13 protein-coding genes are annotated in these 12,211 nt (G+C 43.4%); 6 read left to right on the forward strand and 7 right to left on the reverse strand.

The features are described 5' to 3' along the window. Positions 1–3: 3 nt before the first annotated feature. The 3 genes from gldE to mutY all read right to left on the reverse strand — a co-directional run bounded on the left by gldE (position 4) and on the right by mutY (position 2,934). On the reverse strand, positions 4–1,353 hold the full coding sequence (gene gldE / locus NIASO_RS15815) for a gliding motility-associated protein GldE (RefSeq protein WP_008587500.1): 1,350 nt from the start codon (positions 1,351–1,353) through the stop codon (positions 4–6). 52 nt (positions 1,354–1,405) lie between these two features. Then, complete coding sequence (locus NIASO_RS15820) at positions 1,406–1,801, reverse strand: single-stranded DNA-binding protein (protein WP_008587502.1); 396 nt, start codon at positions 1,799–1,801, stop codon at positions 1,406–1,408. Positions 1,802–1,884: 83 nt separating this feature from the next. Next, positions 1,885–2,934, reverse strand: coding sequence for an A/G-specific adenine glycosylase (gene mutY, locus NIASO_RS15825; RefSeq protein WP_008587504.1), 1,050 nt, complete (start codon positions 2,932–2,934; stop codon positions 1,885–1,887). A gap of 157 nt (positions 2,935–3,091) precedes the next feature. On the opposite strand from mutY, the gene NIASO_RS15830 reads away from it, so the two are divergent. The 3 genes from NIASO_RS15830 (at position 3,092) to NIASO_RS15840 (ending at position 6,240) form a co-directional block, all read left to right on the forward strand. After that, positions 3,092–3,415, forward strand: coding sequence for an HU family DNA-binding protein (locus tag NIASO_RS15830; RefSeq protein WP_008587505.1), 324 nt, complete (start codon positions 3,092–3,094; stop codon positions 3,413–3,415). 66 nt (positions 3,416–3,481) lie between these two features. After that, the gene (locus tag NIASO_RS15835) at positions 3,482–4,345 is read left to right on the forward strand and encodes a tetratricopeptide repeat protein (RefSeq protein ID WP_025299055.1); all 864 of its coding nucleotides are present in this window, start codon (positions 3,482–3,484) and stop codon (positions 4,343–4,345) included. Positions 4,346–4,686: 341 nt separating this feature from the next. Continuing rightward, positions 4,687–6,240 carry an Rne/Rng family ribonuclease gene (locus tag NIASO_RS15840; RefSeq protein ID WP_008587509.1) on the forward strand — a complete coding sequence of 518 codons (1,554 nt, stop codon included), beginning with the start codon at positions 4,687–4,689 and terminating at the stop codon, positions 6,238–6,240. Positions 6,241–6,360: 120 nt separating this feature from the next. Here NIASO_RS15840 and NIASO_RS15845 read toward each other — a convergent pair whose 3' ends face one another. Further along, positions 6,361–6,603, reverse strand: a complete 243-nt coding sequence (locus tag NIASO_RS15845; RefSeq protein ID WP_008587511.1) for a hypothetical protein — start codon at positions 6,601–6,603, stop codon at positions 6,361–6,363. A gap of 102 nt (positions 6,604–6,705) precedes the next feature. Here NIASO_RS15845 and NIASO_RS15850 point away from each other — a divergent pair, with 102 nt between their 5' ends. Continuing rightward, positions 6,706–7,806: a glycosyltransferase gene (locus NIASO_RS15850; protein ID WP_008587512.1), complete on the forward strand. Its 1,101-nt coding sequence runs from the start codon at positions 6,706–6,708 to the stop codon at positions 7,804–7,806. Positions 7,807–8,009: 203 nt separating this feature from the next. Here the strand turns inward: NIASO_RS15850 and NIASO_RS15855 are convergent, their stop codons facing one another. From NIASO_RS15855 to pheS, 3 genes are read right to left on the reverse strand one after another with little or no spacing between them, the layout of a single operon-like run. Beyond that, positions 8,010–9,206 carry a beta-ketoacyl-[acyl-carrier-protein] synthase family protein gene (locus tag NIASO_RS15855; protein WP_008587514.1) on the reverse strand — a complete coding sequence of 399 codons (1,197 nt, stop codon included), beginning with the start codon at positions 9,204–9,206 and terminating at the stop codon, positions 8,010–8,012. An 8-nt stretch (positions 9,207–9,214) separates the two neighbouring features. Beyond that, complete coding sequence (locus NIASO_RS15860) at positions 9,215–9,478, reverse strand: phosphopantetheine-binding protein (protein ID WP_008587516.1); 264 nt, start codon at positions 9,476–9,478, stop codon at positions 9,215–9,217. Positions 9,479–9,511: 33 nt separating this feature from the next. Next, a complete protein-coding gene (pheS, locus tag NIASO_RS15865) occupies positions 9,512–10,558 on the reverse strand; it encodes a phenylalanine--tRNA ligase subunit alpha (RefSeq protein WP_008587517.1) in 1,047 nt (348 codons plus the stop codon). A 139-nt stretch (positions 10,559–10,697) separates the two neighbouring features. Here pheS and NIASO_RS15870 point away from each other — a divergent pair, with 139 nt between their 5' ends. Then, positions 10,698–11,339 carry an ORF6N domain-containing protein gene (locus NIASO_RS15870; protein WP_008587519.1) on the forward strand — a complete coding sequence of 214 codons (642 nt, stop codon included), beginning with the start codon at positions 10,698–10,700 and terminating at the stop codon, positions 11,337–11,339. 399 nt (positions 11,340–11,738) lie between these two features. Continuing rightward, the gene (locus tag NIASO_RS15875; RefSeq protein WP_008587520.1) at positions 11,739–12,206 is read left to right on the forward strand and encodes an Lrp/AsnC ligand binding domain-containing protein; all 468 of its coding nucleotides are present in this window, start codon (positions 11,739–11,741) and stop codon (positions 12,204–12,206) included. The last annotated feature ends 5 nt before the right edge of the window (positions 12,207–12,211 follow it).

Genomic DNA, 12,211 nt, shown 5'->3' on the forward strand with positions numbered 1-12,211 from the left:
TTATTAGTTCCCTGTAAGCGTAAGTGTAACCTTTGCGGTTTTAACCCGGTTTTTTTCCGTTTCCATAACGGTAAAAGCAAAATCACCGGTTTTTACAACGTCTCCCGCATGGGGAAGCTCACCGGAAAGTTCGTTGATCAGGCCGCCCAGAGATTCACTGTCGCCCCGCACGGCATCGAAGGTCTCAATGGGTAGCCTCATTGCTTTGCACATATCGTGCAGCATCGTGCGCCCTTCAAAAATATAATTGTTGTCGTCAATCCTATTGATCATCAGATCGTCGTCATCAAATTCATCCTTGATCTCGCCAATCACTTCTTCAATAATATCCTCCATGGTAACAATACCGCTGGTACCGCCAAACTCATCCACCACAACTGCAAAATGAATATGCCGCTTTTGAAAATCCAGCAGCAGGTCTTCAATCAATTTTGTTTCCGGTACAAAATACGGCGGTCGTATTTTTACATGCCAGTCGCCCAATCCGGTTGGGTCATTAAGATAAGGGATCAGGTCTTTTGTATTTAATACGCCGGCAATCTCGTCCAGGCTGCCTTTGTAAACCGGAAGCCGGGAGTAATGCAGGCGTTCTACTTTTTTTATGAGTGCTTCAAAAGAAGTATTGTATTCCACACCGCTTACATACAACCGGCTGCGCATTACTTTTTTTACAGAGATCTTGCCGAATTTGACAATCCCCTTCATGATATTTTTTTCCTCCGGGGATATTTCGTCCGTTTGTACCTCTATGGCTTCGTCCAGTTGCTGGCTATTGGTTTCTTCCGCTTTGTTGGCGCCCACGGTACGGCTGAATCCGTCGGCAACCGCAACCGTCCACCGGCTGATGCGCCGCAGCAACAGGTAAATCGCTTCAACAATCATAATAAGCACCGGCCATTCAAATGCGAAACGCAGGTTATTTTGAGCCGCCCACACCCGCGGAAATATTTCCACCAGGAATAACACGGAAAACGCGATAATGGCAAATTTTAAAAAAATACCAATGGCCGTGTCGAGGTAGGTTGACGGAACATAATAGCTGATCAGGTAATTGGTCAATACCACAATGCAAATGTTTACCAGGGTTTTGGCAATCAGCATGGAGGCAAAAACCTCCTTGGGCTCTTCCAGCAGGTTCAGGATCCTTTTCGCAGAAGATTGTTGCTTGGTTTTTAAAACATCAATATCTTTTTCATCGAGAGAAAATATGGCCGCCTGCGAACCGGCAATAGAAAAAGAAATGATCACCAGCAACGCCAATGCCACCGCCAGAAAAGTGGCATTTTGAATGCCAACAGGCAATTGCCCCGGCGCCACATCTGAAAGAATAAATACGGTAAACAAATGTTCCAAAATTGTAGTTTTCGTAAAGGGACCTTTTAACGTCAGCCAACTTTAAAGATGCTTAAAAAGGATGTAAGTCAAATCCTTCAATGCCGTGTTGCTCATCGGGCGAAGGAGTGCCCTCCGCTTTTTTATCAAGCATAATAAGGTTTTCACCCACCACTTCCGTTACATATTTTTTTACACCATCCTTGTCTTCCCAACTGCGGGTTCTTAAACGCCCTTCAATATAGACGAGACTCGATTTGTGTAAAAATTTCTGAGCCAGCTCCGCCAGCCCGCGCCACAATACAACGGTGTGCCATTCGGTTTGGGAAATCAATTTGCCGGTCCGGTCTTTGAAGGTTTCTGTTGTGGCCAGCGGAAATTTTGCTACCGCAATATTACCTTCCAGTGTTTGTACATCGGGGTCTTTTCCTAAATTTCCAATCAGCATAACTCTGTTAACTCCTCTCATAGTGTATATTTCCTGTTTAATTTGACAAAGGTTCACACAAAAATCTAACTAAAAGTAATTTTTTTGGGTGGATAAACAAAAAATTATGACCGGTTTAAGTACTGGGTAATGGTTTTGGGAAAAGGCAGGGTTTTTAATGCCCGTTTCGATACCCATTGGAAGGATTGAAGCGCTTCAGGCCTGCGATTGACTTTGCAGGAGATAAACACCGATTTAATAACCTGGTGACTGAGTTTTTGGGAAAAGGCAGAGCTGATGTCAGTAATGGTTCCCTCATCGATCCACCCTTTTTTAATTCCTTTGCTAATAATGGCTTTGGGAGCCCGGGCAACTGTGGTTTCAATCATTGGAAATTCATATAAATGTTGCCAGATATCTTTTCCCGTCCGTTCCCGAACGGGGACCGTATTGCGGAAGAGAGGGATCAAATAATAAAAATAGCGGGTGCGGACGGCAATTTTTTTGCTTTTTACGGGGAGCCCGGTAACCAACTCTTTTTTGAAAGCGACACAGTGTTTTTGGAAAGGGCATTGGACGCAAAGCGGCGCTGCGGGTTTGCAAACGGTGGCTCCAAAATCCATAATAGCCTGATTGTAAATGCCCGGCTCTTGTTTGTTCAGCAATTTTTCAGCCAATGCCGAAAATATTTTTTTTCCGGAAGGCATGTCAATCGGTTCCCCAATACCAAAGATCCGTGACAGCACCCTGAAAACATTGCCGTCCAGCACGGCATGAGGCAGGTTGAATGCAAAAGAGGCGATTGCCGCGGCGGTGTAGGGACCGATGCCTTTTAATTTTAATATCGATTCATAGGTATCCGGAAAAACACCGCCCATTTCGTTGCTTATTAATTTTGCGGTGAAAATCAGGTTTTTACAGCGGGAATAATAGCCCAGCCCTTCCCAAAGTTTAAAAACTGATTTTTCTGAAGCATTGGCCAGGTCGCCGATAGTCGGGTAATTTTTTATAAAATTTTTGTAGTAGTTTAATCCCTGCTCCACACGGGTTTGCTGCAGGATCACCTCACTCAACCATATCTTATACGGGTCCTTTTGTCCTTTCCAGGGCATTTGACGGGTGTTCTCTGTTTGGTTCCATAGTGCCAGAATATGTTGAAAATTATTGTTATTCAATGTTTTCTCAATTTATTTTCGTAAATTACCTCAAAAATCCTCAATTTTATAAAAATTGGATTAATAATTGATTGTAAGTTATTTATTAAAGTTTTGCACACTTCTTGCTATAACTTTACAAAGCAACAGGCATTGAATTATTTTAATATTAAAAACTATGCGAAAAGCGGATTTAGTAAACAAGATTTCAGATAAAACAGGTATTCCCAAAGTGGACGTACTCGTTACTTTGGAAAACATGTTTAAAGAAGTTAAGGACACGCTGGCTTCCGGTGAAAATATCTATATCCGGGGGTTTGGTAGTTTTATTACCAAAAAAAGGGCTGCTAAGATCGGTAGAAACATCAAAAAAAATGTAGCCGTACATATTCCGGAGCACTACATTCCTGCATTTAAACCGGCTAAAGAATTCACAGCCGAGGTAAAAAAGCTCGTGGAGCCAAAGCCTGACCAAGGCCCTGGTGAAGATGCAGATGACTAGAATTCTTTAAAAAATCTTCGTTTTACACTCAATTGCGTTACCTTTGCCGTCCAATTTAACGGATAGGTGAAGAAACCCCAGATTATAACAGCAACAGTGGCGGTAGTGGCCTTAATAGTGCTTTTGGCATTTGGGCGTACTATACCCAGACCTGGCGCTAAAACCGCGCCCGCTATGGCTGAAAAAGGCGACACTGCATCTGAAGGCGCTGTTGCTGGTTTTTCTATTGATACCGTGCTGGCTGTATCAAAAAAAGAACTGAAACCCGAACAGGCACTACGCCTGGATTTACTGGAGAAAAGCATTACACGCGGCGCTGTTAAACAGCAGCAACTGGATGTATATCAGCATTTAGCGAATTTCTGGCGGGATACGGCGCAAGCCTTTATTCCCTTTGCCTGGTACACGGCACAGGCAGCCCGATTGGAAAATTCAGAAAAAAAGCTCAATTTTGCAGGCCAATTATTCCTGAATCAGTTGACGCGGCAGGACAATGACGCACAGCGGCATTGGATGGCGGAACAGGCAGCGGATCTTTTTGAGAAGACGCTGGAGCTGAATGCGGCAAATGATTCTGCAAAAGTTGGCCTGGGCGCCACTTATCTTTATGGTGGCCTGGGCTCCCCGATGGAAGGTATTGGAAAGATCAGAGAAGTTGTTGAAAAAGACAGCAATAATGTTTATGCGCAAATGACCCTGGCCACGGCTTCCCTTATGAGTGGTCAAAAGGAAAAGGCAAAAGAACGTTTGGAAACTGTTTTGAGAATGCAACCCCAGAATCTTCAGGCGATCCTGATGTTGGGCGACCTGTTCGAAAAGGACGGGGATAAGCCCCAGGCGGCAGCCCTTTATTCCAAAGCGGCAAAGCTGGTACAACGGAAGGATCTGAAAGAAGAACTGGAGAAAAGGATCGAAGAACTAAAGAAGTAAAATAATTATTTAAAAATCATTAAAAAAGTTATTGAGTATGCCTTGTGGTAAAAAAAGAAAACGTCATAAAATTGCGACACACAAACGTAAAAAAAGACTAAGAAAAAATCGTCATAAGAAAAGAAAATAAGAACTCGTTTTCTTTTTGGGTATAGAAGTAACAGGTAATCTGAATATGCAAATTACCTGTTACTTATTTTGCCGGTATACCGGTTTGGGTAATGATGGGCATGTATGCTAACGTTTCTGCTGCCATTTAGTTTGATCTTATTGTGCCTTCATTATGCTGTTAGCTGGTTATTCTTTAACACTATCAAGATGAGTACTCATGGTGGTTTCTCATGAATAAGGACCTTATTATTAATGCCACCCCTGCGGGTGTAGATATAGCATTGCTGGAGAATAGCAAACTTGTAGAATTACACAACGAAAAAACGGATTCGCAGTTTGCCGTGGGAGATTTATACCTCGGGAAGGTAAAAAAATTAATGCCTGCGCTCAACGCGGCTTTTATTGACCTGGGCTATGAAAAAGACGCATTCCTGCATTATACCGACCTAAGCCCTTACGTAAAATCATTACTGAAGTTTACCCAACAGGCGATGAAAGCCCAGGGCGATACGGTAATGGATTTTTCAAAATTTGAAATAGAACCGGAAATTATCAAAACCGGGAAAATTACAGAAGTGCTTGGCGGAAAGCCACATATCCTGGTGCAGATACTGAAAGAGCCTATCGCGGCAAAAGGCCCGCGCCTGAGTTGTGAATTATCCCTCCCGGGAAGATATATTGTAATTACCCCTTTCAATAATATTGTTGCTGTTTCCAAAAAGATCCATTCTTCAGAAGAGCGCAAGCGCCTGCAAAAGATCATTGAAGCGGTACGACCCAGGAACTTTGGCGTTATTGTACGCACGGCGGCCGAAGGAAAAAATACGGCAGAACTTTACGAAGACCTGACGAACCTGCTGAACTCCTGGAAAACAATTGAACAGAACCTGAAAGGTGCGGTAGCCCCGGCAAAGATCCTGAGTGAACAAAATAAGACAAATAGTATTTTGAGGGATCTGCTCAACGCGGATTTTAACCGGATCATCGTAAACTCAAAGAACGTTTATAACGAAACCAAAAGCTATCTTCAAAAAATAGCCCCGGAAAAAGAGGGGATCGTTTCTTTATACCAGAGCCCCGGCGGCATTTTCGATTCCTTTGGTATTACCAAACAAGTAAAAGCTTCTTTTGGCAAAACCGTCAATCTGAACAGCGGCGCTTACCTCATCATTGAGCATACCGAAGCCCTGCACGTGATTGATGTAAACAGCGGCTACAAAAATGTTGGCAATAACCAGGAACAAAACGCACTGGCCACCAACCTGGAAGCTGCTGAAGAAATTTCCAGGCAACTGCGGCTACGAGATATAGGCGGTATTATCGTAGTCGATTTCATAGATATGAAACTGGCGGAGAATAAAAGAGCGCTTTATGAAAAAATGGAAGAGTTCATGAAGACGGACCGCGCCAGGCATTCTGTTTTACCGATTTCGAAATTTGGGCTGATGCAGATCACGCGGCAGCGGATGCGTCCCGAAGTGAATATCAATACCCAGGAAATTTGCCCCACTTGTAACGGCACCGGGAAGATCGGGTCTTCGCTGATCCTCGAAGATGAAATGGAGAAGAACCTGAATTACCTGATCACGCACCGGCATACAGGTTTAAAACTGGTGGTGCATCCTATCATGTATGCCTATCTTACTAAAGGCTGGTGGTTCAACAGCAAGCTGTCGAAGTGGAATAAAAAATTCGGCCAAAAAATAAAACTGGAACCCAATAGCGCTTACCAACTGGTTGAATACCGGTTTTTCAATAAGGAAAATGAGGAAATAAAGATGTAATGGGCCAGAGGCCCGAAAGAGAAAGAAGTTGATAAGTTTAAAGGTTTATAATGAGTTGCCTAAAGATTGATAAGGGAACTATTATTAAAGCCCCCCTTTTCAACCTGTAAACTTGTAACTCTAGTTCTTATTAAGAAGAAAATAAAAAGATTTCAGCCGTGTACGGCTTATCGCTTTTACAATAGGTTTTCTTTTATTGGTGATACGATTGCGCTTTACTAACTCATGCGCGCTGCAGAACGTATCGTTATTATCCACGGAGGCCACAATTTTATGAACAAAACTCATTTCCTGCTTTAAATATTCTTTTGTAAAGCAGGTCTCTCTTAGCAGGAAGATAATATCGCGGCTGTAATCGTTCATTTAATACGTCATAAAAATTGTAATACTAAAGTTAATTTTTTTTATTAGTTAAAACAACTATTATTCCTATTTTATCAGAATTTTAATAATCAAATTTTTGGTATGCCGGGTGTAAGAAAAAAAAATATTCTTGTAGCGCCGCTCGACTGGGGACTGGGACATACAACACGATGTATTCCAATAATTTGGGAATTAATAAATAATAATTGTACTATTATTATTGCAGGAAATACTACTCAGGTTTATTTACTGAAACAGGAATTTCCCCAGCTCACTTTTATTGATCTCGAAGGCTATAATGTGCATTATTCCAAAAAAGGAAATCGTTTTTTGGCCACCATAGCCCGTCAATTACCCCGCATTGCCAAAGCCATACGAAGAGAAAATGAATGGTTGAAAAAGATTGTAAATACTCATAGGATCGATGGTATTATCAGCGACAACCGGTTTGGGTTATATCACAAAAAGGTTCCTTCCGTTTTTATTACACACCAGTTAAATATTCAGACGCCCCTGGGAAGCCCGGCTGGCCTGTTGACCCGGAAAATGAATTATAGCCGGATCAACCGGTTTACCCATTGCTGGATCCCGGATTTTGAAGCGTCACCGGGGCTGGCCGGCGCGCTGTCGCATCCTCCAAAAATGCCATCGATTTCCTGCACGTATACCGGCCCCTTATCCAGGATGCAACCGGCAATTGCCGGTGAGCCAAAAAAAATGGTATTGATCCTGCTGTCCGGTCCCGAGCCGCAACGATCGTTATTCGAGCGGCTGATTTTTAGTCAACTGCGCCCAACAGAATTGTCTTTTGTTGTTGTAAGGGGGCTTCCTGATGGTAAGGGGCCGCAGGTGCCAGCGCTCCCTAATATTGTGGTGTACGATCATTTGCCTGCAAAGGAACTAAACCGTTGCCTGGCGGAAGCCGCTGTGGTCGTATGCAGGAGCGGCTACAGTACGGTAATGGATGTGTGTGTGGTGGGGGCCAAAGCGATCATGGTGCCCACGCCGGGGCAAACGGAACAGGAATACCTTGCGGCATTGCTGGCGGGATCCGGTAGCATCATTACGGCTTCCCAGGATGATTTTGATTTGTACGCCTTGCTGGAACGGGCGCAACAATCAAATTGCCGGCTCAGCGCTCCGCAGGAGGAACAATTGCTGAAAAAGGCCGTGCGTGATTTTGTTGGGAGCTTAGCAGGCTGATAGCGGGTAAACCGATAAAATGAAGAATAAAAAATAATGAATAAGAAATGTAAAAGGGCCTTATTTCAATAATATTCAATGTGTGTCCCTTTTGATATTTTTTGATTGAGGTGCAAAGCATCTGAACGTACGCCCCATGAATATTTTATATTGAATCCAGTATCAGGTATCCCGCATCGGGTAACAATGGAACATTTACAAATTCAATATCTGCCAAAAATCAGCGAGCTGCAATTGCCTCCGAATCCAAAAGAATTGGACATTACATAATTTAATTCTTTTTGCTGATAGCTTAAAACAGGCGTTAATCCCGTTTTTTCAATCGGGGTTTCAAAATTAAGTGAAGGGTATACTTCCTGGTGGTGAAGATTCAGGATGCTGAAAATGGCTTCCACGGCTCCCGCGGCGCCTAATGTATGACCCGTATAGGATTTGGTGCTGGCAAAGGCAGGTACTTTTTCGAACAGACGTAACATGGCTACGCTTTCCGTTTCGTCGTTATTTTCCGTTGCCGTGCCGTGGGCGTTTATAAAATCGATATCCGAAGGATTTAGATTGGCGGTTTTAAGCGCTTCTTTCATGCATAAATAAGGCCCGTCCGCGTTTTCCGAGGTAGACGAAGGGTGATAGGCGTCATTGCTGTTGCCAAACCCTTTTACAACGGCATAAACTTTTTTACCTGGTGGGAGGTCTTCTGCCCGTTCCAGTACCAAAAAGCCACCGGCCTCTCCCAGGTTTAATCCCTTCCGGTTCGCATCAAAGGGCCTGCAGGCTTCCGGAGAGAGGATCATTAATGAATTGAACCCATTTACCGTGTATTTCGAAAGGCTGTCGATACCTCCCACTATCGCTTTTGTCGCCAACCCGTTTTGTAACAGGCGTGCGCCATACATAATGGCATTAGCGGAAGAAGAACAGGCAGTGTTGAACGTGTTTACGGGTCCCCCGATATTAAAATAAGTCTGCAGAAATAAAGTGCACGCGCTATTGGAATAGGCTTCCAGGTAAGGGCTGTCGGATGATGGGTCCGGATTATTGGCATCGCGATACATCTCGTCTGTGAGGCACATGCCGCCAACCGTACTGGCGCCGATCAGCGCGGTGGTGTTTGCCATAAGCGTTTTTTCGGAAAGTTGTGCGTCGGCAATTGCTTCTGTCATTGCCTTTAAGCCGATCAGGTCTGTCCTGGTAGCTTGTGGGGTTCTTTCGGTCAGTAAAGAAGCCAGTGTGTCAGTATCGGATCTTATTGCGCCAAACGGCATTGTTTCGGCATACCTGGAGGGAAAATGGCTGGCTTCCCCAATACCGGTGCACCCGTTGATCAGTGCTTCCCGGTTTTCGGCTACGGATGCACCAATGGCCGAAAAAAGCCCGATACCTGTAACGATAACAGCGCCCAAAACTTACTTTATTTAGTGCGATGTTGATCGATATAATCCACCATCGTGTTTACAGTAGTCAATATCTTCCGGCCTTCTTTGGGATCCTGGATGTTAATTCCATATTCCCTGGAGAGCATTACGATCAACTCGATAGAATCAATAGAATCCAACCCCAGCCCCTCGCCGAACAAGGGCTCATCATCTTTTATTTCCTCAGGTTTTACACTATTCAGATTCAGAAATTTAATGATCTGTTCCTTTACCTGTTGTTTTAATTGTTCTTTTTCCATTAGTTTAAATAAAAATATTTAATACAATCCATTTCAGGTGGCACTGGTAAATTGTCTTAAAAATCGCACGTCATTTTCACTGAAAAGACGGATATCATTAATGCCATATTTTAACATAGCCGGTCGTTCCACGCCCATTCCAAAGGCAAATCCGGTATATTTTTCGGGGTCAATGCCACAGTTTTGCAAAACATTCGGGTGTATCATACCACATCCCAGGATCTCCACCCAACCGGTTTTTTTACAAATATTACAGCCCTTGCCGCCACAGATGAAACAACTTACATCCATTTCCGCGCTGGGTTCCGTAAACGGGAAATAGGACGGGCGAAAGCGCACGCGCACGTCGCCGCCATACATTTCCTTTACGAAGAAATAAAGGGTTTGTTTCAGGTCGGCAAAGGAAACATTCTCATCAATATACAGGCCTTCTACCTGGTGAAAGAAGCAGTGGCTGCGGGCACTGATGGTTTCATTACGGTATACACGACCGGGGCAAATAACCCGAATGGGCAGCACGCCTTTTTCCATAACACGGATCTGCGTATTGCTGGTGTGGGTGCGTAACAGCCAATCCACGGCGCTGTTAGAACCAGCGTCCACATAAAAAGTGTCCTGCATATCACGGGCCGGGTGGTGGGCAGGCATATTCAGCGCGGTGAAATTGTGCCAGTCGTCTTCAATCTCAGGGCCTTCCGCTACCGCAAATCCCAGCCGCTGAAAGATGGATATAATTTTATTGCGCATTAAAGTAATAGGGTGGCGGCTGCCCAGCGCAATGGTATCGCCGGGTAAGGAAAGATCGGGTCTTGCCTTTTCGGCTCCGCCGGAGGAAGCAGTAGCAGCCTCTTTCAGGTCGCTGAATTTTGCCTCAACAAATAGTTTAAAGTCGTTCAATAGTTGACCGGCCTCCTTCTTTTGCTCAACGGGCACATCTTTCATGGCCCCCATCACGGTTTTTACCAGGCCTTTGGATCCCAGCCATTTAATGCGAAAGGCTTCCACAGACGGTTCGTCTGTGGCCGTATATTCACCGATCTCTGATTTATATATCTGAAGCTTCTGAACTAAATCCTGCATAGCGAACAAAGATAATCAAAATGGGGCAGGCAATGGAGAGGTAATTTAAAGGGTGTTTTGGCTTCAGATGCTTTTCGAAAATTTTTTGTAGATTAGAGGTGCTAACCCTATTTTGTAATACTCAATAAAGAAAAACACAATGCAATTGACTGTTATTCAGCAAAGAATTTATGAGATAAAGGGACAACGCGTTATGCTCGATTTTGATCTGGCCAGTCTGTACCAAATTGAGACCAAAAGACTGAAAGAGGCCGTAAGACGAAATAAAAAACGCTTTCCGGAAGATTTTATGTTTGAGCTTACCAAAGTGGAATACGAGCAGTTAAAGGCGCATTGTTTGGATTTGAGCTCTGGAAATGACACCGAAGCCGCTACCGCAGCGGATTGTTTAAGGTCGCAAATTGCGTCCTTAAACAATCCTGTTGCTGCTGATGGGCAAAGGATTGCTTCGAAAAGAGGGCGGCATTCAAAATACCTGCCTTTTGCTTTTACCGAACATGGTGTAACGATGTTAGCATCTGTTTTAAACAGTGGCAGAGCTATAGAAATGAATATTGACATTGTTCGGGCCTTTATAAGTTTACGGCAATTAGCCATAGAGCATAAAGATTTTATACAACAACTGAAAAATTTGAGAACGGAATTACATGAACGTATTGATGTGCATGATGCCCAACTAGGGCAGATATATGAGGCTTTGGAAAATATGCTGGACACAGAAGCTGAAAAGAAAGCCAAAGAAGATGCCTGGAAAGACCGGAAACGGATTGGGTATAGATAATATACTTTCTACCGATTTATTTCCGGGCAATAAAAAACCCTCACAACCGAAGCTGCAAGGGTTTAAATAATGCTGTAGGGGGAGGGCTCGAACCTCCACGAGGCAGTTAGCCGCAACACAAAATCCGTGGTGGTCAACCCCGGTCGGTTTCAACCGAAGCAGAAACCGGCTCTATGCTGTGTTTATCCTGGACTCCTCACCCCCGAGACAAGAGGGCATGTCTGCCAAAAATTTCATCACCCCACAATGTAAAAGAACCGCTTTTTACAGCGTTTGATAGAACAAAAATACCCATTTTGACCATGTGATTCCAAATAATTCAAGAAAAATTTTGAAAATATAGAAAATGTTTAAATATTTGCAATGATTGTTAAATTATTTAAAATCAATATTGCCTAAATGAACAATAAATTGAATCTCGACAAACTGGATCTCCAGATCATTCAGCATATGATGGAAGATGCTGAAATTTCCTATGCAGATCTTGGTAAAAAATTATTTGTATCTGGCGGAACCATTCACGTGCGTATTAAAAAATTGCAAAAGGATGGTATTGTGAAAGGTACGAAATTAAACACAGATTTAAAGCTTTTAGGCTATGATGTTATTGCATTTATCGGAATTTATCTGAAAGAAAGTTCCCTGTATGATTCTGTTGCCAAAGAATTATACAAATTAAAAGAAGTGGTGCGGTTAAATTACACCACGGGGAATTACAGCATGTTTGCCGAAATTATTTGTAAAGATATTAGCGAGCTGCGCGTGGTATTACATGAAAAATTGCAGAAGATAAAAGGAATTGAAAGAACAGAAACCCTGATCTCGCTTGAGGAAAGCTTTTCGAGGAATGTACGGGTACTGGATTAGTTCAT

Source organism: Niabella soli DSM 19437 (assembly GCF_000243115.2).
Taxonomy (GTDB): Bacteria; Bacteroidota; Bacteroidia; order Chitinophagales; family Chitinophagaceae; genus Niabella; species Niabella soli.

Bases quoted from the DNA above. Each gene is read 5' to 3' on its own strand.
- NIASO_RS15845 (WP_008587511.1), bottom strand. From the start codon at position 6,603: ATGAACGATTACAGCCGCGATATTATCTTCCTGCTAAGAGAGACCTGC.
- pheS (WP_008587517.1), bottom strand. From the start codon at position 10,558: ATGCAGGATTTAGTTCAGAAGCTTCAGATATATAAATCAGAGATCGGT.
- NIASO_RS15850 (WP_008587512.1), top strand. From the start codon at position 6,706: ATGCCGGGTGTAAGAAAAAAAAATATTCTTGTAGCGCCGCTCGACTGG.
- NIASO_RS15860 (WP_008587516.1), bottom strand. From the start codon at position 9,478: ATGGAAAAAGAACAATTAAAACAACAGGTAAAGGAACAGATCATTAAA.
- NIASO_RS15820 (WP_008587502.1), bottom strand. From the start codon at position 1,801: ATGAGAGGAGTTAACAGAGTTATGCTGATTGGAAATTTAGGAAAAGAC.
- NIASO_RS15870 (WP_008587519.1), top strand. From the start codon at position 10,698: ATGCAATTGACTGTTATTCAGCAAAGAATTTATGAGATAAAGGGACAA.
- NIASO_RS15875 (WP_008587520.1), top strand. From the start codon at position 11,739: ATGAACAATAAATTGAATCTCGACAAACTGGATCTCCAGATCATTCAG.
- NIASO_RS15830 (WP_008587505.1), top strand. From the start codon at position 3,092: ATGCGAAAAGCGGATTTAGTAAACAAGATTTCAGATAAAACAGGTATT.
- NIASO_RS15840 (WP_008587509.1), top strand. From the start codon at position 4,687: ATGAATAAGGACCTTATTATTAATGCCACCCCTGCGGGTGTAGATATA.